The organism is Pantoea sp. BRR-3P, assembly GCF_039621635.1.
In the GTDB taxonomy this organism is placed as follows: Bacteria; Pseudomonadota; Gammaproteobacteria; order Enterobacterales; family Enterobacteriaceae; genus Pantoea; species Pantoea floridensis.
Map to the genome: position 1 here is coordinate 2,059,608 of NZ_CP155066.1, position 20,957 is coordinate 2,080,564.

At 53.2% G+C, this 20,957-nt stretch carries 21 protein-coding genes; 10 read left to right on the top strand and 11 right to left on the bottom strand.

Features of this window, described 5'->3' with window-relative positions; all coding sequences use genetic code 11:
- Positions 1-32 precede the first annotated feature (32 nt).
- The 3 genes from bioD to AAGR08_RS09500 all read right to left on the bottom strand — a co-directional run bounded on the left by bioD (position 33) and on the right by AAGR08_RS09500 (position 3,089).
- On the bottom strand, positions 33-737 hold the full coding sequence (bioD, locus tag AAGR08_RS09490) for a dethiobiotin synthase (protein WP_097097368.1): 705 nt from the start codon (positions 735-737) through the stop codon (positions 33-35).
- A gap of 102 nt (positions 738-839) precedes the next feature.
- Positions 840-2,057 (bottom strand): ROK family protein, encoded by a 1,218-nt coding sequence (locus AAGR08_RS09495; RefSeq protein WP_345829779.1) that lies wholly within the window; start codon positions 2,055-2,057, stop codon positions 840-842.
- A gap of 135 nt (positions 2,058-2,192) precedes the next feature.
- Positions 2,193-3,089, bottom strand: a complete 897-nt coding sequence (locus tag AAGR08_RS09500; protein ID WP_345829780.1) for a LysR family transcriptional regulator — start codon at positions 3,087-3,089, stop codon at positions 2,193-2,195.
- Between the two features lie 94 nt (positions 3,090-3,183).
- Here AAGR08_RS09500 and AAGR08_RS09505 point away from each other — a divergent pair, with 94 nt between their 5' ends.
- The 3 genes from AAGR08_RS09505 to AAGR08_RS09515 all read left to right on the top strand — a co-directional run bounded on the left by AAGR08_RS09505 (position 3,184) and on the right by AAGR08_RS09515 (position 6,429).
- Positions 3,184-4,440, top strand: coding sequence for an MFS transporter (locus AAGR08_RS09505; protein WP_097097371.1), 1,257 nt, complete (start codon positions 3,184-3,186; stop codon positions 4,438-4,440).
- Positions 4,441-4,607: 167 nt separating this feature from the next.
- Complete coding sequence (locus AAGR08_RS09510) at positions 4,608-4,865, top strand: hypothetical protein (RefSeq protein WP_097097372.1); 258 nt, start codon at positions 4,608-4,610, stop codon at positions 4,863-4,865.
- 379 nt (positions 4,866-5,244) lie between these two features.
- Positions 5,245-6,429 carry a sugar transporter gene (locus tag AAGR08_RS09515; protein WP_097097373.1) on the top strand — a complete coding sequence of 395 codons (1,185 nt, stop codon included), beginning with the start codon at positions 5,245-5,247 and terminating at the stop codon, positions 6,427-6,429.
- An 84-nt stretch (positions 6,430-6,513) separates the two neighbouring features.
- Here AAGR08_RS09515 and AAGR08_RS09520 read toward each other — a convergent pair whose 3' ends face one another.
- On the bottom strand, positions 6,514-6,771 hold the full coding sequence (locus AAGR08_RS09520; protein WP_345829783.1) for a YdgH/BhsA/McbA-like domain containing protein: 258 nt from the start codon (positions 6,769-6,771) through the stop codon (positions 6,514-6,516).
- Positions 6,772-7,067: 296 nt separating this feature from the next.
- Between AAGR08_RS09520 and AAGR08_RS09525 the strand changes: the two genes are divergently transcribed.
- Positions 7,068-7,715, top strand: coding sequence for a TetR/AcrR family transcriptional regulator (locus AAGR08_RS09525; protein WP_345829785.1), 648 nt, complete (start codon positions 7,068-7,070; stop codon positions 7,713-7,715).
- A gap of 57 nt (positions 7,716-7,772) precedes the next feature.
- On the opposite strand, the gene rhaM is transcribed toward AAGR08_RS09525, so the two are convergent.
- Genes rhaM through rhaB form a run of 4 tightly spaced genes read right to left on the bottom strand, consistent with a single transcriptional unit; the run spans position 7,773 to position 11,651 of the window.
- A complete protein-coding gene (rhaM, locus tag AAGR08_RS09530) occupies positions 7,773-8,087 on the bottom strand; it encodes an L-rhamnose mutarotase (RefSeq protein WP_097097376.1) in 315 nt (104 codons plus the stop codon).
- On the bottom strand, positions 8,077-8,919 hold the full coding sequence (rhaD, locus tag AAGR08_RS09535; protein WP_097097377.1) for a rhamnulose-1-phosphate aldolase: 843 nt from the start codon (positions 8,917-8,919) through the stop codon (positions 8,077-8,079). The genes rhaM and rhaD overlap by 11 nt, the downstream gene beginning before the upstream one ends.
- Positions 8,920-8,935: 16 nt before the next feature.
- Complete coding sequence (locus AAGR08_RS09540) at positions 8,936-10,186, bottom strand: L-rhamnose isomerase (protein ID WP_345829786.1); 1,251 nt, start codon at positions 10,184-10,186, stop codon at positions 8,936-8,938.
- Positions 10,179-11,651 (bottom strand): rhamnulokinase, encoded by a 1,473-nt coding sequence (gene rhaB, locus AAGR08_RS09545; protein WP_345829787.1) that lies wholly within the window; start codon positions 11,649-11,651, stop codon positions 10,179-10,181. Before rhaB ends, AAGR08_RS09540 begins: the two co-directional genes overlap by 8 nt.
- 290 nt (positions 11,652-11,941) lie before the next feature.
- Between rhaB and rhaS the strand changes: the two genes are divergently transcribed.
- Positions 11,942-12,763, top strand: a complete 822-nt coding sequence (gene rhaS / locus AAGR08_RS09550) for an HTH-type transcriptional activator RhaS (protein WP_097097380.1) — start codon at positions 11,942-11,944, stop codon at positions 12,761-12,763.
- A gap of 15 nt (positions 12,764-12,778) precedes the next feature.
- A complete protein-coding gene (gene rhaR, locus AAGR08_RS09555; protein WP_345829789.1) occupies positions 12,779-13,645 on the top strand; it encodes an HTH-type transcriptional activator RhaR in 867 nt (288 codons plus the stop codon).
- A gap of 28 nt (positions 13,646-13,673) precedes the next feature.
- Here the strand turns inward: rhaR and rhaT are convergent, their stop codons facing one another.
- The gene (rhaT, locus tag AAGR08_RS09560) at positions 13,674-14,708 is read right to left on the bottom strand and encodes an L-rhamnose/proton symporter RhaT (protein WP_097097382.1); all 1,035 of its coding nucleotides are present in this window, start codon (positions 14,706-14,708) and stop codon (positions 13,674-13,676) included.
- A gap of 366 nt (positions 14,709-15,074) precedes the next feature.
- On the opposite strand from rhaT, the gene AAGR08_RS09565 reads away from it, so the two are divergent.
- The 3 genes from AAGR08_RS09565 (at position 15,075) to aldA (ending at position 17,150) form a co-directional block, all read left to right on the top strand.
- The gene (locus tag AAGR08_RS09565; protein ID WP_097097383.1) at positions 15,075-15,398 is read left to right on the top strand and encodes a hypothetical protein; all 324 of its coding nucleotides are present in this window, start codon (positions 15,075-15,077) and stop codon (positions 15,396-15,398) included.
- A 14-nt stretch (positions 15,399-15,412) separates the two neighbouring features.
- Positions 15,413-15,511, top strand: coding sequence for a YoaK family small membrane protein (locus AAGR08_RS09570; RefSeq protein ID WP_141400252.1), 99 nt, complete (start codon positions 15,413-15,415; stop codon positions 15,509-15,511).
- A 202-nt stretch (positions 15,512-15,713) separates the two neighbouring features.
- Positions 15,714-17,150 carry an aldehyde dehydrogenase gene (gene aldA, locus AAGR08_RS09575; RefSeq protein WP_097097384.1) on the top strand — a complete coding sequence of 479 codons (1,437 nt, stop codon included), beginning with the start codon at positions 15,714-15,716 and terminating at the stop codon, positions 17,148-17,150.
- Positions 17,151-17,188: 38 nt separating this feature from the next.
- Here the strand turns inward: aldA and AAGR08_RS09580 are convergent, their stop codons facing one another.
- Both AAGR08_RS09580 and AAGR08_RS09585 read right to left on the bottom strand, forming a co-directional pair.
- On the bottom strand, positions 17,189-18,463 hold the full coding sequence (locus tag AAGR08_RS09580; protein ID WP_097097385.1) for an MFS transporter: 1,275 nt from the start codon (positions 18,461-18,463) through the stop codon (positions 17,189-17,191).
- Entirely contained in the window at positions 18,460-19,881 is a 1,422-nt protein-coding gene (locus AAGR08_RS09585) for a M20 family metallopeptidase (protein WP_345829791.1), read from the bottom strand. The genes AAGR08_RS09580 and AAGR08_RS09585 overlap by 4 nt, the downstream gene beginning before the upstream one ends.
- A 148-nt stretch (positions 19,882-20,029) precedes the next feature.
- On the opposite strand from AAGR08_RS09585, the gene AAGR08_RS09590 reads away from it, so the two are divergent.
- Positions 20,030-20,956, top strand: coding sequence for a LysR family transcriptional regulator (locus AAGR08_RS09590; RefSeq protein ID WP_345829792.1), 927 nt, complete (start codon positions 20,030-20,032; stop codon positions 20,954-20,956).
- The last annotated feature ends 1 nt before the right edge of the window (position 20,957 follow it).

A 20,957-nucleotide genomic window follows, 5' to 3' on the forward strand; every position in this document is an offset into this window, starting at 1 on the left:
CAGAGCAAAATTCATCACTGCATTCACTTTCATCAGGCTGCCGGTTTGGCACTGTCATTGCGCGCAACTGCTTCATTCAATAGATTTACATCCAGATAGCGGCTGAGTTCGCGCTGTTCTGCGCGCGGTAAATAAGGCAATTCCCCTAACAAAGGGGCGTGCAGTTTTTCCCGCAGCACATCAATAATTTCAGCATAGTGGGCCAAACCTGGATTAATACGATTAGCAACCCAGCCCACTAATTTCAATCCATCAAGCGCAATGGCATCAGCGGTGAGTAATGCATGACTGATACAGCCTTCTTTAATCCCTACCACCAACAGCACGGGTAATTGCTCCTGCTGTACCCAGTTAGATAACGGTTGGAGATCGTTCATTAAACTGCGCCAACCACCCGTGCCCTCAACCACAACGCAGGCTGCGCGCGCTTGTAAATCATGAAGCCCGCGACTCAACAGTGAATAATCAATACGTTGCGAAGAGCTGGTGCTGATCTCATCCTCAATCAACGTAATAGGATTCACCGCGCTATAAGGCAGAGTGAGAGCGGAAGACTGCTGTAATAAAAGCGCATCTTTATTACGTAGCCCCTCAGGTGTGACCTGCGCGCTTTTGGCGACAGGTTTGTAACCTGCTGCGCATAAATCGGCTTTTGCGAAACACTGTAATAACGCGCGTGATACGACGGTTTTACCCACCGCGGTGTCGGTACCGGTGACAAAAAGTGTTTTCACCACTCTCCTCCTTCATTAAAGCGATGTGTAACGTGCGAAGGAGGCAGTTTAAGGAAATGTAGCGAGAAGCAGATTGCGTTAGCGCAAACTTAAGGTGAGCTTTAATTATCCCTGCAACAGTTTTACCAATAAAGAGCCGCTATAGAGCGCGTCTTTGATCAGCGCCGCGCCGCCAAAGGTGCCAGGATCGTCGAAAGCCGTTGGCGTGAGCTGGATTTCACGGCTGTACGCGGGCAATGCCTGCTGACGAATGGTACTACTCACCGCCGGAAACAGAACGTCAGAAGCCTGGTTGAGCGGAGAACCGATAAGTATTTGTTGAGGATTAAAGATGTTGACCATCATTGCTAGCATGCGGCCTATATGATGGCCCACTCCGGCAATGACATCGCGCGCCAGACGATCGCCCTGCTGGGCTGCCGAGCACAGGCTTGCGATGGTCAAAGGTGCATCATGCAACAAACTTTCTGGCTGCGACGGCAAACGCTGCGCCGTCAGGTTCAGCAGACTTCCGGTGCTGGCCACCGTTTCGAGGCAACCATTATTCCCGCAATAGCACTGTTGGCCGTAGGGATCGATTTGCGTATGTCCAATTTCCACTAAGGTGCGGCCATTCTTATGCAACAACTGTCCGCCGCTAATGACGCCCGCGCCAACCGTTTCATCAATAACTATCTGAATCACGTTTTGCGCGCCGCCCGATGCGCCAAATAGCGCTTCTGCGAGCGTCCATGCGGAAATATCATGCTGCACAAACACCGGTAGCCCGGTGCGCTGAGCCAGGGTTTCTCCCAGAGGCATCTCCTCCACATCATATCCTGGCATGCGATGCACCACGCCCGAAGCGGCGTTGATTAACCCCGGTAGCGTAATGGCGATAGCGGTTAGCCGCTCCAGCTTACTTTGATGTCGAATGAAGAAATCATTGACGATGTCTTGCAAGGTTTGTAGCAATGGCTTTTCAGGCGTGGCGAGCAGCGGTAAGCGATCTTCCTGGATTGCTCGCGTGCTGAGATCGCGCAGCGTTAGCGTAATCTGTCCGGGTTGGATGCGAATAGCGAGAAAGTGCCATGCAAGGGTATCGAGGATCAGACCAATCGCCGGACGCCCGCGACTGCCCGGATCCTGAAACTCCGTTTCCTGCACCAGGTGGGCATCAAGCATTTCACGTACGATTTTGGTAATACTGGCGGGTGCTAACTGGGCACGTTTAGACAGCTCAATACGCGAAATCGGGCCGTAAAGGTCAATCAGTCGGTAAACCACACCTGCGTTGGTCTGTTTTATCTGGTCAATATGGCCAGGTTGACTGTACAGATTCACGCCCCTGCTCCCATTATTTTCGCGCTTCTAAATAAACAGCAGCTATGGTGATGCAGATTGACCGGCAGCGTCAAATATTTGATTAGAAATGTGATTTATCGCACATAAAGAGAGTATGTCGTGACAGCAGCTGGTTCAATTCTCGGCATTTTTGAGCATCAGCGTCATCATATTTGCCATCTGCGCGGTGGGTTCACGCGTCGCCGACCAGACCAGCCAAACCTCAGAAATAGCATCGCTCTCCTGCAAGGGAATCCATACCACATCCGCCAGACGCGCTCGACGGAAAGACGCCGGTAAGATCGAGACACCAAGACCGGTTGCCACCAGGCCAAGAATAGTCATCGCTTCACCGACTTCCTGGGTAATAAAGGGTTGGATTTGATAACGATGCAGCAGCGCCAGAATTTCTCCGTACAGCGCCGTCCCCCCTTGCGGATCAAAAAACACAAATGGCTCGTTAGCTAATAGCTGGATGGAAATTGATTCCGCATCAGCCAGCGGATGTGCCCAGTGCACCACGGCACAGAGCGGTTCACGCAGTAACACCCGATGTTGCAGGTCGTTGGGTAGCGGCGTATTGCGCATAACGCCAAGATCGAGCCGCGCTTCATGCAGAGGCGCAAGCTGCTGGCGCGTATTGTTCTCCTGCATCTGAATATGCACCTCTGGCCAGCGCTGCCGGAACTGATAAAGCGCATCGGATACCAGACCGGTGAACGGAGCGGACGACGTAAAACCGATGCGTAACTCACCCTCCTGGCCGCTATGTACTCGCGCCGCACGGCCCGTTGCCTGCTCAACCTGCAGCATAATAGCGCGCGCATCCTGGAGAAAAAGGCGCCCTGCGGGCGTGAGCTGCACGCTACGATTGGTACGCGTAAAAAGTTGAGCGTTAATTTCCTGTTCCAGATGCTGAATCTGCTGACTGAGCGGCGGTTGCGAAATATTCAGGCGCTGTGCTGCGCGGCCAAAATGCAACTCTTCCGCCACGGCGATGAAATAGCGTAAATGGCGCAACTCAACATTCATATTTAAAACGTCTTATTTGAGATTATTAATATATTGTACAACCTATTGGCGCTTTCCTACAGTAACGTCATTATTCACCAACCGAGGATGTTCCGTGAGTCGCTCTTCCCAGGCGGGGATACTTGATGAAGACGAGTTGTCCGTAGAGCCTGCACCCGCTGTACCCCCTTCAGAATGGATTGAGCGCGGATCGCCGCAGTTTATGCGCGTGACCCTTGCGCTGTTTTCCGCCGGCCTTGCCACTTTTGCTTTGTTATATTGCGTACAGCCCATCCTCCCAGTGCTATCACAGCAATTTGGCGTGTCGCCCGCAGAGAGCAGCATTTCGCTCTCACTTTCGACCGGGTTAATGGCGTTGGGATTGCTGTTTACCGGCCCGTTATCGGACGCAATTGGACGCAAATCGGTAATGGTAACGGCACTATTGCTCGCGGCCATTTGCACGTTGATATCAGCCACCATGAGCAGTTGGCAGGGGATTTTGCTGATGCGCGCGTTGATAGGTTTATCGCTTAGCGGCGTCGCGGCTGTGGGCATGACGTATCTGAGCGAAGAGATTCATCCGCGGGTTATCGCCTTTTCGATGGGACTGTATATTAGCGGCAACTCGATTGGCGGTATGAGTGGACGATTGCTTACCGGCGTTCTCACTGACTTTTTCTCATGGCGCATTGCTGTTGGCGTAATCGGCTGCTTTGCGCTTGCCGGTGCGCTGATGTTTTGGAAAATTTTGCCAGCATCGCGCCATTTCCGTCCGGCATCGCTGCGACCGCGCAGTTTGTTCATCAACTTCCGCCTGCACTGGCGCGATAAAGGACTGCCGTTGCTGTTTGCGGAAGGCTTTCTGCTGATGGGCGCATTCGTGACGCTGTTTAACTACATCGGTTATCGCCTTCTGAACGCACCGTGGTCGCTAAGCCAGGCGGTGGTGGGTTTGCTTTCAATTGTTTATCTTACCGGCTCCTGGAGCTCGCCGAAGGCCGGGGCCATGACCAGCCGCTTTGGGCGTGGTCCAGTGATGATTAGCGCCACGGCGATCATGCTCGCGGGACTGTTGCTTACCGCCTTTGACTCACTGTGGGCAATTTTACCTGGCATGATGTTGTTCACCGCTGGATTCTTTGCCGCTCACTCGGTTGCAAGCGGCTGGATTGGTCCACGCGCGCGCCGCGCTAAAGGCCAGGCCTCTTCACTTTATCTATTCAGCTACTATGTGGGCTCAAGTGTGGCAGGAACGCTAGGTGGCGTGTTCTGGCATAGCTATGGTTGGATAGGCGTCACCGTCTTCATTACGCTTTTATTATTAATGGCTTTGTTGGTCGGATGGCGCTTACAGTGCCGAAAACTGTAATACTTTTCACCTTTCTCTCGGGGCCTGTGCGCCCCGCTTCTTTTATCACGTTACGCCATCCGCCGTTCTGACAGTTCCAGATAAAACAAAATGGCGATTCATCGCTATAATAATTCCATTCCAACAATAGTTAGACTTTTATTATTTCACAGCAATGAGGACGTTAGATGGAACTCTATTATTACGTCGATAAGCATGCCGGCTATAACGACAATCATGTGGTACATGCAACGGGCTGCCCGTTCCTTCCTTCCGATAATGCACGCCGTTTTCTAGGTACTTTTTATACGCCGAACGCCGCCATCCAACAGGCGCGTAAGTTTTATACCAGCGCGATGGGCTGCGAGCACTGTTGTCCGGTCGGTGTAAAAAAAAACCTGACAACCCAGAATAGTGTGGCACTAAAACACATGGTGAGACTCTGATAATACTGGTCTGACAATGGCTTAAGCGGTTAAACCATTTTGTTAAGCGAAACTAAGGGATTTCATAATAATTATAAATTTCAGCTTAATATTGACTGGACCTTAGTGTAAGGAATGCGCCCAAGGTCCAGATCGCCCCGAACTCGTCTTAGCATTTTACTTCACTCTTTCGCGCTGTTTATTTATCGAGCAGAAAACAATAATAACCTCAGGCTATTAACCACGCCTGAGGTGATAAAAAATATTCAGCGATAAAAGCCCGACAAACGGTTTCCCTCGGCGCATTAATGCTCCACAATAGCCGCAATTTTGTGACAAAGGTCACCTTTATGGGGTGCAATTTGGCCCTGACATTCGCCGCCTGACTGATTTGAACTCCATGCAATCTACAACCGTCTCCCGTAAGACAGCCTGGCTGCGCGTCGTGCTGCTGGCTATCGCTGCTTTTGTCTTTAACACCACGGAATTCGTTCCGGTTGGTCTGCTGTCGGATATCGCCGCCAGTTATGCCATGAAGACCGCCGACGTTGGCATCATGCTCACCATCTATGCATGGGTGGTGGCACTATTGTCGCTGCCGTTGATGTTGCTGACGCGTAACATTGAACGCCGCTTACTCCTGTCGGTACTATTTATTCTGTTTATTGCCAGCCACGTGCTCTCTTCTGTGGCGTGGGATTTCACTTCTCTGGTTATCTCCCGTATCGGCATTGCGCTGGCGCATGCGGTGTTCTGGTCAATTACCGCTTCGCTGGCAATTCGTGTGGCGCCTGCCGGTAAGAAAACACAGGCATTAAGTATGCTGGCTACCGGGACGGCGCTGGCGATGGTATTGGGTGTGCCCATTGGCCGCATCGTGGGTCAATATCTCGGCTGGCGTACAACTTTCGGTATGATTGGATTGTCGGCTTTGGTATTGCTCATCCTGCTGATGCGCGTACTTCCTCGCCTGCCTAGTGAACACACCGGTTCGCTGAGCAGCGTACCGATGTTATTCCGTCGTCCTGCTTTGGTCGCCATGTACATTCTGGTAACGGTGGTGGTGACGGCGCATTACACCGCTTACAGCTATATCGAACCGTTTATGCAGGTTGTGGCCAATGCCGATGAAAACTTCACCACCCTGCTTTTGCTGCTGTTTGGATCGGCTGGCATTATCGGCAGCGTGTTGTTCAGCACGCTAGGTAATAAATTTCCCTCAGCGATGCTGATCGCGGCCATTGCTATCATCACGTTGAGCATGGGGCTATTGGTCTTTGCCGCCGCGCGTCCCGCCGCAATCACCGTGCTATGCATCGCCTGGGGCATGGCAATGATGATGATCGGATTGGCTATGCAGGTGCGCGTGTTGGCACTGGCACCGGATGCAACTGATGTCGCAATGTCGCTGTTCTCAGGGATTTACAATATCGGCATTGGTGCAGGCGCGCTGCTGGGCAACCAGGTTAGCCTGCATATGAAAATGTCAGATGTGGGTAACGTTGGTGGCATTATTGGGCTTGCCGCCCTGTTCTGGTGTATCGCTATCTTCCGTCGCTATCCTCAGTTACGTTCTAACGGATAATAAAAAAGGCTTCAGCAGACATACGCTGCTGAAGCCTTTTATTCATTTCTCACAGCATGCTTCGGGGCACGCTGCACAATTCTCTTAGTTATAAATGACTGCTGTGCCATTTAGCTTGTTGTTGCCAGAGGTCGAAGTTATGCGGAAAGACTTTGCTCCCGCAGCATTGGCCTTCTCCGATAGTTGGTTCTCCAGCGAGGTCAGGTTAGTGCTACCTGAAGCGCTAATCACGCCAACCTGTTGTTGATTCATTGGCGCTTCGTTCACCAGATCGGCAGCCATGCTACCAAACGCGATGGAGGACAGTGCCACAGCGGCCAGGGTCAGTTTAATGCTTTTCATAATTTTCTCTCTTATACACAGATGAATTGGGGTCGGATGCGATTAACTTAACAACCGTTAATTAAATGCTAACGCCGAATGGGCATGCTCGTCAATCATTTTATTAACGGTCATTATTTTAATCGGGAGTGGCGTGATTATGGGCTTTCAGCGCTTTTTTGACTTATCCATTCGGGTGCTTTTAGCCAGCGAAAGCACAAACGGGCAAAGCCTAACGCAGGTAAGATGAAGTCGACTTGCATATTTATTTAATGATCGGTAATTTAATTGGGTGTTTTTATGCAATGAGGTGCCCAATGACAGACATTACCGCAGCGGTAAACCGTAAAACTCGCGGTCGACCAAAAGTCTTTGATCGTAACGATGCGCTAGATAAAGCATTGATGCTGTTCTGGGCCCATGGTTACGAAGGCACTTCGCTGTCAGATTTGGTTAACGCAACCGGCGCTAAAGCACCTACGCTCTATGCTGAGTTTGAAAACAAAGAGGGTTTGTTTCGTGCGGCAATGCAGCGCTACATCGAAACATTCAGTGCACAGCGTAATGCGGTATTGAATGATGATGCGCTGGATGTGAAAACCGCAATTGAAGCCTATTTTCGCGCCACCGCGGCTTGCTTTACCGAGTGCGATAAACCCGCAGGCTGCTTTTTTATCTGTACGTCCAGCGCGTTATCGTCTGGCTCAGAAGAGGTGGCACAGATGCTTGCGCAGCAGCATCATGCGCAAGAGTCTGCGTTAAAAGCGTTTCTCGATAAGCGGCAGCAACGTAATGAACTGCCGCAGTGCGCTAACAGCAGCACATTAGCCAGTTATCTCGCCTGCTTGCTGCAGGGAATGTCGGTACGGGCTCGCGAAGGTGCCAATCGCGCCGATCTTGACCAGATCGTCGATACGCAGATGGCAATTTGGCCTGCGCTGGCAGGTTATTGTGAGCTGAGCTAGATAAAAATGCAGGCCAACATGAATGCTGGCCTGCTTAACTTCTTTTACCGCGCGATTCTAGGGCAAGAAAAACATCGGTTTGAGAGCCGCACTCAGCGGGCTGTTATCAGGATTTGCTGGCATTAACTCCTTCATCGATGCCCACCAGCGCTGACACACATCCGTTTTCGCCACCGCATCCCAACGCGCTTCAGACTCAACCTCCACACTTGCAAAGAGTAGATTGCGCTCTTCGTCTAACCAAATAGCATAATTGTGTGCACCATGGGCTTTCAGCGTTTCGGCCAGCTCTGGCCATATAGGCGAATGGCGACGCAAATACTCATCGTGGCAGTGTGCATGAACCTGCATCACAAACGCCTTACGCAACATCACTGCGCTCCGCCTGTAAAGCTGCTTGCCATGGCTTGACGTTGAAACGCTCACCCAATGCAATCAACTGCTCGGTGGTGATACTTTGACGAATGCCGCCCATCGACAGCGCTTTTACCACCACTTCTGATGATTTTTCGGCGGTATCGATTAAGCCAAACGTCTCATCAAGATTGGGGCCAGCACCAAAAATGCCGTGGAACGGCCACATCACAATGCTGTGGTTTGCCATCGCATCCGCTGTCGCTTGCCCAATGCCATCGGTGCCAGGCACCATCCACGGCAGAATGCCAACGCCATCGGGGAACACTACCAGACATTCAGTACTGCCTTCCCATAGCAAGCGCGTAAAGCGCGCTGAGTCCAGATCCACCACATAGCTCAGCGCCATGAAGTTGGTGGCGTGACAATGCATGATGACGCGGTCAACGCCGTTGGAGATCTGCTTACGCACGCTGTGCGACTGAAAGTGCGCAGCTAATTCTGACGTTGGCAAGCCACCATGACTCAATCCCCAATGGATTTTGTATGACAACCCTTTGTCATCCACCTGCAACAGCGCGAGGCAATCGGCCGGATCGATCTGGACATTGCGGAAAAATTTGCCCGAACCGGTTACCAGAAACCAGTCATTGGCCAGGGCCGGTGCGGGTTGCGTCAACTCAATGCAGCGCGGCTCCGTATAAAAATCACTGGCGTAAGCTTTAACTTCCTCAGGTAACAAGCGCAGGGTAACGTTACCGCCGTTACGCTCATCCCAGCCCTTCAACCACATGTCGCTGGTCGCTTTAACCATTCCCTGAACAAAAGCGGAAGAGAGAATATTTTGCATGATGTGTCCCTTAACGTTAACGCAGTGTTTGTTGTTCATAATGACGGACTTCGCTCAGCCAGCTGGCGTCAGCAGGAACATCGTGGCGCAGGCACCATGCTTCCCATACCGCTTGCCACGGCAAGGATTTCTGTTCTTCCAGCATGGCCAGACGGCCGGTGTAATCCCCTGCTATTTCCAGCTTACGTAACTGATCGGTTGGCTCAAGCAGCGCACGTAACAGCGCTTTTTTGGCATTGCGCGTCCCAATCACCCATGCCGCGATGCGGTTGATCGAAGCATCGAAGAAGTCGAGGCCGATATGCACTTTGTCGAACAGCTTGTGGCGGGCAATTTCAGTGGCGATGGCTTGCGTTTCATCGTCGAGAATGACCACGTGATCGCTGTCCCAACGCACTGGGCGGCTCACATGCAGCAGCAGACGCGGCACGTAAAGCATGGCGGTGGATATTTTGTCCGAAATCACTTCGGTAGGATGGAAGTGCCCGGCATCGAGCGTTAATGCGGTTTGGCGGCTGCTGGCATACCCGAGGCAGAACTCATTGGAGCCCACGGTGTAGCTCTCTGCCCCAATGCCAAATAGTTTGCTCTCTACGGCATCGATATGATGCGCTGGGTTGAGTTTTTCACTGATAACTTCATCAAGTGCGCTGGCCAGTCGTTGACGTGGCGCTAATCGATCGACGGTGAGATCTTTCATTCCGTCCGGTACCCAAATATTCATGACCGAAGGCGTACCTAGCTGCTCGCCAAAGTGGGCAGAAATGCGGCGGCTGGCTTTGCAGTGATCGATCCAGAACTGGCGAATACCTTTATCTGCATGCGACAGCGTGAAACCATCAGCGCTCAGCGGATGCGAGAAGCAGCTTGGATTGAAGTCGAGACCTAACTTATGCGTTTTAGCCCATTCCACCCAGTTGCTGAAATGTTGTGGCTCAATTGCATCACGATCAACCGGCTTATCGCTCTCCAGATAAATCGCGTGCAGATTGAGGCGTTTGGCGCCGGGAATAAGCGACATCGCCTTTTCTACATCAGCGCGCAGCTCGTCCGCATTGCGGGCGCGGCCGGGATAGTTGCCCGTCGCCTGAATGCCGCCGGTTAACTCGCCGTTCGGATTTTCAAAACCGCGTACATCATCGCCCTGCCAGCAGTGCATTGAGACAGGAATGCCATCCAGTTGCGCCATCACCTGTTCCACATCTATGCCCATCGCGGCATAGCGTTGTTTAGCCAGTTCATAGGCTTGTTCAATCAGCTTAGTCATATGCAAGTTCCTTAGCAGGTTGGCTCAGCGCCGCAAAGCGTGCCTGATGGGCAGCAAAGGCACTGTTTTTTAGCGGTTCAAATGTTTTCAACGGGAAGTTTTGGCTGATGCAGCGGCGTAAATCGTTAACGTCACGCAATTCCCCCAGCGCAATTAACTGGCAACCGACGTTGCCGAGCGTTGAGGCTTCAATAGGGCCGGCCAATACGGGTAACTGACAAGCATCGGCACACAGTTGGTTCAGGAGCGGGTTTTGGCTGCCACCGCCCACCACATGCAGCTGCCGCAGCGGCGTGGCGCGGAGCTGGTCGAGTTCACTGATTGACTGGCGATATAACAGTGCCAGGCTGTCAAAAATGGTGCGCGCTAGCGCGGCAGGCGTTTGCGGCACCGGCATATTCTGCTCGGCGCAGGCGTTTTGGATCTCCTGGACCATGCTGATAGGGTTGATAAAGCGGCTGTGGTTGGGATTGATCAGGGCGTGGCACAGCGGTTCTTGTGCAGCATCATCGATCAGTGAGCAGAGATCGGTAATGTGCAGTTCCGTGCACATCCGTTGCAGCAGCCACAGGCCCATGATGTTTTTCAACACACGATAGCCTTCTGCTCCGCCTTCGTTAGTCACGTTGGCGTTAAGCGCAGCGCTGCTGACACAAGGCTGCAAACTCTCAATGCCTATCAGTGACCAGGTGCCTGAACTGAGGTAGGCAGCATCATCCTGCATCAATGGTGTCGCCAGAACCGCACTGGCGGTGTCGTGAGTGGCGACAGCAATCACGGGAATATGGTTGCCACTGGCGCTGGTCCAGTATCCCACGGTATTTCCCGGTGCCGTCGGTTTACCAAACCACTCAGCAGGGACACCCGCCCACGCCAGTAAATCGTGGTCCCACTCACCGCTCTGGATATTGAGCAATTGCGTCGTTGTGGCGTTGGTATATTCCCAGTTCATCTGGCCGGTAAGGCGATAATGCAGGTAGTCCGGAATCATTAAGGCATGGCGCACTCGTGCCTGCCAATCGGGCTGCTGTTGATGCAGCGCACGCAGTTGATAGAGCGTATTGATGGGGAGAAACTGAATGCCCGTACGTTGATAGATGGCTTCTTTGCCAAGGTCGTTGATGGCCTGCGCCATTTGCCCTTCCGTGCGCTTGTCACGATAGCTAACCGCCTCTCCGACACGCTCGCCGTTGGCATCCAGCAGCACCAGATCGACGCCCCAGGTATCAATGCCGATGCTGTCTGGCACGATGCCTTCGTCGTCTAGCTGGGCGAGTCCGAGACGTATCTCCTGCTCCAGTCGGTCCAGATCCCAACAATCATAGTCGGCACGGCGTACGCGCTGATTGGTAAAGCGGCGGACTTCGCGCAGGCTAATGTGCTGCTTTGCTGAACTCCATTGTGCGAGCATCACGCGCCCGCTGGATGCGCCTAAATCAATGGCAACAATGTTACGCATACTCATGGCGTGTTCTTCCTGTAATGAGATGACTACAGATTAGAAACCTCTGCTTTTGGCCACCTTCCCCTTACTGCCAGGCCGTAATATCTGCTGGCAGACGGACAAAGAAGTTCGTGAGAAAGCTCACATAACCCGATAAGTAGAGAGTTGTGAGCCTTGCCGCATTTCCGTCATTCGCCGATGAGATCTTGAAAAATTAGCCATTTTCCTGCGTCACACAGTTCAAAATTCAAGGTAAGCTGCGGGGCGCCTGCGTAGACTCGGCTGCAGTTGAGTCAAATGAGAGGCGAACCATGACTGTTCTACATAGCGCAGATTTCTTCCCAGCCGGGGATTACGCCATCGCCATTGAGCCACGCGTGCCACAGCAGGCGTTTCCTGAACATCATCATGATTTCCATGAAATTGTGCTGGTGGAGCAAGGTTCAGGTATTCATGTGTTTAACGGTCAGCCGCAGGCGTTATCTGCCGGATGCGTATGCTTTATTCGCGATCACGACCGCCACCTGTATGAGCAAACCGAAAATTTGTGCCTGACCAATGTGCTTTACCGTAGCCCGGCCTCATTTCGATTTCTTTCCGGGTTGCAGGCGTTGCTGCCTCGTGAGGAAGAGGATAACTACGCTTCGCATTGGCGCATTAATCACAAAGTCATGGCGCAAGCGTTGCACATTGTGACGCAGATGAAGCAGCAGGGTGGCTGGTCGCTGGAACGCCACGCACACCAGGAACAGCTCTTTCTGCAACTGCTGGTGCTGCTGCGCGAAGCGGCTCACAACGATCACTCTCAGGACCAGGAAGCACGCTTGCACCGGTTGCTTGACTGGCTCAATGAACACTACAGTGAAGATATTGTGTGGGATGCGTTGGCCGATCGTTTTTCGTTGTCGCTGCGTACCCTGCACCGTCAGATGAAGCAGCAAACCGGCAATACGCCACAGCGTTACCTTAATCGGCTACGCCTGTTACAGGCGCGGCATTTACTGCGTCATAGCGATATGCGCATTACCGACATCGCCTATCAGTGTGGGTTTGGTGACAGTAACCACTTCTCCACGCTGTTCCGGCGAGAATTTGGCTGCGCGCCCCGAGCGGAGCGCCAGCAGATGCTATAACCGGAGTGTTTTCTCATGCCGTTGCTCTTAACGCGCGAAGACTATTTCCCGGCCACCAATCTGCCGATTGCCGTGGCCGAGCGCATGCCGCAGCCCTCCTTTCCGCCACATCGCCATGAGTTCAGTGAAATTGTCATTGTCTGGCGCGGCAACGGCCTGCATGTATTAAACGATCGTCCATGGTTAGTGACCTGCGGCGATGTGTTTTACATCCATGACAATGATTGCCACAGCTATGACAGCGTCAACGATCTGGCGCTCGACAATATACTTTACTGTCGCGATCGCTTTCGCCTTGGCCTCGACTGGAGTCAGCTGCTGCCTCCACAGGAAGAGAATTCTCCCGGTTGCTGGCGCTTAACCACGCGCGGTATGGCATTGGCTCGCGGCGTAATTAGTCAGCTAGAACGCGAAAGCCGTAAAAGTGATTCACTTTCGATACAGCTCTCTGAAGCCCTGTTTTTACAGCTGGCGCTCATTTTGCGGCGGCACGGTTATGCAGCCGATCGCCCCTGGGCACTGCCGGAAGGCGAACAGCTTGATCTCCTGATGTCGGCGCTGCAAGGTGCCATCAGTCGCCCCTTCGATTTATCCCTTTTTTGTCAACAGAATCAGTTAAGTGAACGCGCATTAAAACAGCTTTTTCGTCAGCAAACGGGGATGACCGTTGGGCACTATTTACGACAGCTCCAGCTTTGTCAGGCGAAATATCTGTTACGGACGCAAGAGGGATTAATCAGTGAAGTGGCGGCGCGGTGTGGCTTTGATGACAGCAACTACTTTTCGGTGGTGTTTACGCGTGAAACGGGATTAACGCCGAGTGCCTGGCGGCAGCGCTTCCTGCCGCAGCGAGAACTCTTATCAGAAAAGGCCAAAGCCTGACACGCCATTTGGCGCATCAGGCTATTCATCAGGCCGCCATGCCTAAACCCACAATGTTGGCGGCAATGATAATCACCACACAACCCAGAGAAAGGACGCGTACTGGACGTTGCCCCACCGATTTCCACTCTTTCAGCACCAATCCGACCAAGCCGCCGCACAGCACGTAAAGACTCATATGCAGCATCCAGCTGACGAAGTCATACTGCGCTGGGATTTTGGCGTGGCCCCATGCGTAGAAAAAGAATTGCAGATACCACATGGTGCCGCCCAGCACGGCAAAGGCAATATTCGCAAGCAGCATGGGCTTAGCGACCGAGAAATCACGACGCACAGACAAATCGCTTTTTACCGCCAGGCGGATGAAGCAGTAAGCCAAATTCACCAACGCACCACCGCCCATGATTACCACGTAGCTCGGCAATGCCACATAGAGGGGATTGATACCTAAATTGGCAGCGGCTTCATGCATCGGCTTCGCGGCATCCATCGCAAACGACATGCCCGCAGAGAAGATGCCGCACATGACCGCCAGCACCAGTCCTTTTTTCAGGTTGAACTCTTCGGCATTGATACCCAGCGCACGCTCCTTCAACAGACCAGCACGTGACACGATTCCTACACCGATCAGCGCAACAAACACGCCGAGCAGTGTCATTCGTCCACCTGCCGAGCTGAACAACTCGACAAAACGCCCTTGCAGCAGCGGTGTCATCAGGGTTCCTACCACTAAGGTGATACCGATGGCGATACCGATGCCCATCGACATCCCCAGATAGCGCATGGTCAAACCGTAATTGATATTGCCTATGCCCCACATGGCACCAAACAGAAAGACCGGCATCAGCTGTGAAAAACTGAAACTGCCATAGTAACTCCAGAAGTGAGGAAGCAAGACGGCGCTGACCGCCCAAGGCAGAATCAGCCATGACATAATACCCCCGACCGACCACATCGTTTCCCAAGACCACTTTTTCACCTGCTTAAATGGAGCATAAAAACAGGCGGCACTGGCGGCACCCACCAGATGCCAGAAAATACCTGCAATGATGGCACTGTTCATTGTTATTCCTTCGTAAGGTTGAGGCCAACAGGAAACCGGCGGTCTCCCGATTACCGGCAGTCTACGGTGAGCCGCTTTCGCTCAGCCTTTGAATGGCTGCCGGAAAGCGCAGGTGACTGGCAAAATTCGGGGGGTCATCAACATAAGGATCACAAAATCGCATTTGCAGGCAGGGCAGCGGATGATTTTGATAAGTAGCTTATTATTCAGCATATTTTTATTTTTTGTTGTGTCGATCAGCACAGTATTTACTTCACTGCCAAAGCGTCCTTTAACATGGCAGTCACACAAAGCCGTGCGCCAGGCTTTCCCCGCTGACAAATAATCCGTATAACGTTGGGAAAATCATCAGGACGAAGGATTGAGATGAATACCAAAAGATTGAGGCTGCTGCTGTCGCAATCGGTGAGTCGCGTGATGCTCGATGACATCCGCGCTGTCGTGCCAGCGCAGGCGCTCAACGTCTTTATTAATGGACTGGATGAGGCACATTACGCCACGATTGATTGCCTGCAGAGCGAAGAGAACTGCGCCCTGCTGGCGTCGGTGATTGTGGTGTGGCGCCAGCTGGGACACGTCCACAGTATTCATTATCAAAAAGGTGAACATCTGCGTCAGGTTGATGACGCAACGCAATTCCAGCTGTTCAGTATGATGAAAACCCATCGCGCGATCGTTCAACTCGCATAACTCACGGGATTATTATGAAAATCGGACTGCTTTTCCCCATTGCCATCATTATTGCCGGCGTTAGTTTTCTAGCGTGGTTTATTGTAAGTGGTGCAGCTGTACCGGGTTCCTGATAACAATTTAACATTTGCCCAGGCGCAACTAACCACCTGAAAACGCGGCATTTCGCCAGGAATGCTGCGTCCGTCACGCTCTTCTTCCCTTCTTTGCCATCCCACCCTTCGTCCTGGCAATGACGAAAAGGTGCGACACCCTGATCTGTTTCACTCTTTATTTCACAGAATTTTAACGAAAACGATCGCGGGGAGCCTGCATATGACAACACATCACCAACATTATATTAATGGCGCATTTGTTGCCGACCAGAATGATAAATGGATAGAAGTTATTAATCCGGCGACAGAAGTATTGCTTTCGCGCATACCCGAAGGGCGTAGGCAAGATGCCGCGCAGGCGATTCACGCCGCCGAAGCGGCGCAACCTGATTGGGAAGCCCTGCCCGCCGTGGAGCGCGGAAACTGGCTGCGCAAAATTGCGGCAGCTATTCGCCAGCGCGAGCCGGAACTGACCGCGACTATCGTTGCTGAGGGTGGCAAAACGCAAGGCCTGGCGCAAACCGAAGTGCTATTCACCGCCGATTATCTTGAGTACATGGCTGAATGGGCGCGCCGCTATGACGGCGAGATCATTAACAGCGATCGTCCCAATGAAAACATCTTTGTTTTCAAAAAAGCCATCGGCGTCACCACTGGCATCCTGCCGTGGAACTTCCCTTTCTTCCTGATTGCGCGTAAAGCGGCGCCTGCGCTGGTGACCGGCAACACTATCGTGATCAAACCCAGTGAACTGACGCCGAACAATGCGGCAATTTTCGCGCAGATTATTCATCAGGTTGGCCTGCCAAAAGGCGTGATCAACTTTGTTTACGGCTATGGCCCGGAAATTGGCCAGGAGCTAGCAGGCAACCCGAAGGTGGGCCTGGTGAGCCTGACCGGCAGCGTCAACGCCGGCATCGCAACCATGGAAGCAGCGGCGAAAAATGTCACCAAAGTGTCGCTGGAGCTGGGCGGAAAAGCACCAGCAATCGTGATGAATGATGCCGATTTGGATTTAGCGGTTAAAGCCATTGTCAGTTCGCGCGTAATCAACACCGGGCAGGTGTGTAACTGTGCTGAGCGTGTTTACGTGCAGGAGGGCATTTACGACCGCTTTATCAGCGCACTAACTTGCGCGATGCAGCAGGTGAAGTTCGGTAATCCAGCTGAGCAAAACGACATTGATATGGGCCCACTGATTACGTCCGCCGCGCTGGAGCGCGTTGAACACAAAGTTGCAAAAGCGGTCGCTGATGGCGGCAAAGTGGTTCTGGGCGGCAAACGTGCCGGCAATAAAGGCTTCTATTTTGAACCCACCATTATTACTGGCGTGCGTCAGGATATGGAGATCATGCAAGAGGAAATCTTCGGACCGGTGCTGCCAGTGATGAGCTTTAAAACGCTTGATGAAGCCGTCACGCTGGCCAACGATTGCGCATACGGCCTTACCTCATCGATTTATACGCAAAATCTGAATACCGCAATGGTGGCACTGCGTAAGCTGAAGTTTGGAGAGACCTACATCAACCGCGAGAATTTTGAAGCGATGCAAGGTTTCCACGCGGGCTGGCGCAAGTCGGGGATTGGGGGCGCCGATGGACGTCACGGGTTAGAAGAGTTTCTACAGACGCACGTCGCCTATTTGCAGTTCTCATGAGGAAAACCCGGTGCGCATTGCTGCGCACCGGAAAATCATTACGAGACGCGCTTCTGGCTGCGCAGCAAGGCCAGACCGCTTAATAGTGACATCGCCATCAGATAATAGCCCGGCGCCAGACTGGTGCCGGTCGCACTAATCAGTAAGGTACAGATTAGCGGCGCAAAACCACCAAACACCGTTACCGCCACGTTATAGCTAATGGCCATGCCGCTGGCGCGCGTGCCGATCGGGAAGAGATCCGCCATCACTGAAGGCACCGTTGAGAAGTAAATCGACTTCAGCAGCGCCATCCAGCACACCAGCAGAATCAGCGTGGTTGGCGTGGCGTGCTCCACGACCAGCTTAAACGCCGGATAGATGGTGACGATCAGCAGAATCAGTGAACCCCACATCAGCGGCACACGTCCTACGCGCTCCGCCCACAGGCCCATAATCGGTGTCACTACCGTTAAAATCACCCCCGCCAACAGCGTGGCAGTGAACGCGACGCTCCCCGACAAGTGCAGATTTTTAGTGGCATAGGTTGGCACGTAGTTGAGCATGTAATTGACGGCAGTCGAAATCACCATCAGGCCGATCGCCAACAGCATGAGCTCTTTTTGTCGACCCAACAGGCGTTTCAGCGGCGCGGCTTCCGGTTTGTGTTCGGCGAAGCTTGCGGGTTCATGGACGTGACGGCGTATATAAATCCCCAGCGGACCAATCAGCAGACCAAAGGCAAAGGGGATTCGCCAGCCCCACTCCTGAATCTGGCTTTCTGTGAGAGCCTGCGTCAATCCCAGCCCAAATGCTGACGCCATCAAGGTACTGGCACCCTGAGTGGCGAACTGCCAGCTGGCAATAAAAGCTTTGCGCTCCGGAAAATGCTCCACCAGAAAGGCCGTCGAGCTACCAAATTCGCCACCGGCTGAAAATCCCTGCACCAGGCGCGCCAGCAAAATCAGCAATGGCGCTATCACACCAATGCTGCTGTAGCTCGGCATAAAGGTAATCACCGCGCCACCGAGCATCATCAGATTAATCGACAGCAGCAACGCTTTTTTGCGTCCGTGGCGATCGGCGTAGTTGCCCAGCACAATGGCACCCAAGGGACGAATCAGGAACGATACGCCAAAGCTGCCAAACGTCAGCAGCATTGAAACCGAGGGATCGCTGGTGGGGAAGAAAGCATGCGCGATGTAGCTGGCGAAAAAGCCGTAGACGGCGATGTCGAACCACTCCAGCGCGTTGCCAATACAGGTAGCAAACAGGGTTTTATGCAGATTAGGTTTGGTGGTACCCAATGACAAGGTAGTATTCACGCTGCTCATCGCCCACCTCCCACGTGCGCACGATGCTGCGCCACCAGTTCGGTTCCCCGCTCACCCAGATCCCACAGCAGGCGCGTCATGATCTGCAAACCTTCGCGGGCAATTGATTTCAACATGTGCTCGTTCACGCCATGCTGGCCGCAGGCCGGATAGGAGTGCGGCACCCAAAGCGTTGGCAAGCCGAGAATATCGGAGAACACCTCATTCGGCAGCGAACCGCCGAGATTGGGCAGCAGCGCCGGTTTCTTGCCGCACGTTTCCGCCATGCTGGTCAGCACCCAATTGACCAGCGGATCGGTGGGATCGAGACGTGTCGCGGGCGATCCGCGCAGGAACTCAACGTCCACGTAGCCAAAACCGTGTCGTTGCAGATGGGCGCTAATATGCTGCGCAAGGTGCTCCCAATCGGTGCCAACCACAAAGCGCAGCTGGCATACTGCGGTTGCGTTGCCTGGAATCGCGTTCATTGGCTGCGCCGGATTGCCCGTCAGAAATGACAACACTTCCAGCGTGTTCCAGCCATACAGCCGCTCAGTAGGCGAAAGCCCTGGCTCGCCCCAGTTGGCATCAATAGCGGGATCGCCCGGCATGCCGCCGACCTCGATATCCGCCAGAATCTCGCGCACCTGCGGCGTGAGTGAGTTGGGTTTCAACGCATCAACCTGCAATACGCCCTGCGCGTTGACCAGCGAAGCAATGGCATTAGCCAGCTGCGTGCCGGGGTTGGTCAGTAAGCCGCCCCAGTTGCCAGAGTGATAGGCGTTATCACGCGCGTTAACCGTCAAACGAAAGTTAACGGCACCGCGTGAACCCAGAAAAAGCGTTGGGCGAATCGCATTGAGACGCGGACCGTCGGAAGCGATAAACAGATCGGCTTGCAGCAATTCACTGTGCTGATGGCACAGCTGCGCCAGGCCTGGCGAGCTGATCTCCTCGCCCATCTCAAACAGTATTTTGCAGTTGAAGCCCAGCTTGCCGCCGCGCGCCTGGGAAACCTGCTCAAGCGCGGCCAGATTGACGCAGTGCTGGCCTTTATTATCTGCGCTACCCCGGGCATACCAACGATCGCCCTCTTCCACCAGCTGCCACGGTGATAAACCTTCACGCCAGTTTTCATCATCGCCAAACACCACATCGCCATGACCGTAGCTGAGCAGCGTTGGTAGAGCGGGATCCTCAATGCGCACCGCCACGAGGAACGGTCGATGGGCGGCTTCCGGATTGTCGATAAAATGCAAGGTGAAGCCGAGCGCAATCAGCTGTGGGCCGATTTCATCCTGCAGGTAACGCTGTAATTCGCTATCACGATCTTGTCGCTGGCTCTCTGTGCGCTGGGCGACGCGACGCGCCAAAATACGTTGGAATTCCCCGCTATCAAAATAGGCGCTGGCTTGTTGCACCGCTTGTTGTGCCGTCATGTTTGCTCTGTCTTTTATTGTTTTGTCGTAATTTCATCTTTACGGAAACTCTGCTTTGCCACAATTATCAAATTATCGAGTAACATTTGCTTTTAAAGCAAAACTCGCCTGCCCGGTTATGAGGCATGCTCCACGATGAGGCGTCTGCATGTTAAGCACTGAAATCCGCTATTTTCTCGCCGTCGTTAATACCGGCTCGCTAAGCGCGGCCAGTCAACAGCTGTTTGTTGCCGTTTCCGCTATTAGTCGCCAAATTCAACGGCTGGAAAAGCAGGTTGGCGCACCGCTATTTGACCGCCACGCACGCGGAATGGCGCTGAATGAGGCTGGAGAAATCTTCGCGCACCACGTGCATAAAAACATGCTGGATATGGAGTACGCGCTAGCGGAAATTAAAGGATTAAACGCGGTGCGCCGCACGCTGATTCGCATCGCCTGTACCGATGGACTGGCATTTACCCTTTTACCGCGCATGATTGCAGACTTTCGCGTTCACAATCCTGGCGTGTTGTTTGAAGTAAAGGTGTTAAGCACGCAAGGCGTGGCGGAAGCACTGCGCAACGGCGACTGTGATGTGGCCCTGCAGTTCAGCCTGCACGCTGAACGGGGCGTTGATGTTGTGGGTTCGTGGCCTGCTCCAGTACTCATTGTGATGCATCACAGCCATCCCTTAGCCAAAGCTTCACATGTCACGCTGGCCGATCTGAACCACTATCCGCTGGCATTGCCGCAGCAGAACACCACGGTACGGCAGCTGTTTGAACTCGCCAGCCACATGAGCGGCTGCCTGGTAGAGCCGGTAATGACCTGCGATACCTTCTCCATGCTATTTCAATTTCTGCTACGCACGCCGCAGGCAGTGACTATTTGCAGTGCCTTTACCGTACTGCAGGAAGCTGAAACGCACGGTTTGATATTGCGCTCGGTGGGCATTGATCAGCTGAGCCAGCGCACCTTGCAGCTGCAGACGCATTCAGGGCGGCCCCGTAGCGCCGCCCTGAATGTGTTTCTCACTTTTTTGCTACAGCAACTTGATGCGCTGGAAGAGCCTTTACGTCAGCGCTGGAAGCCGTAAT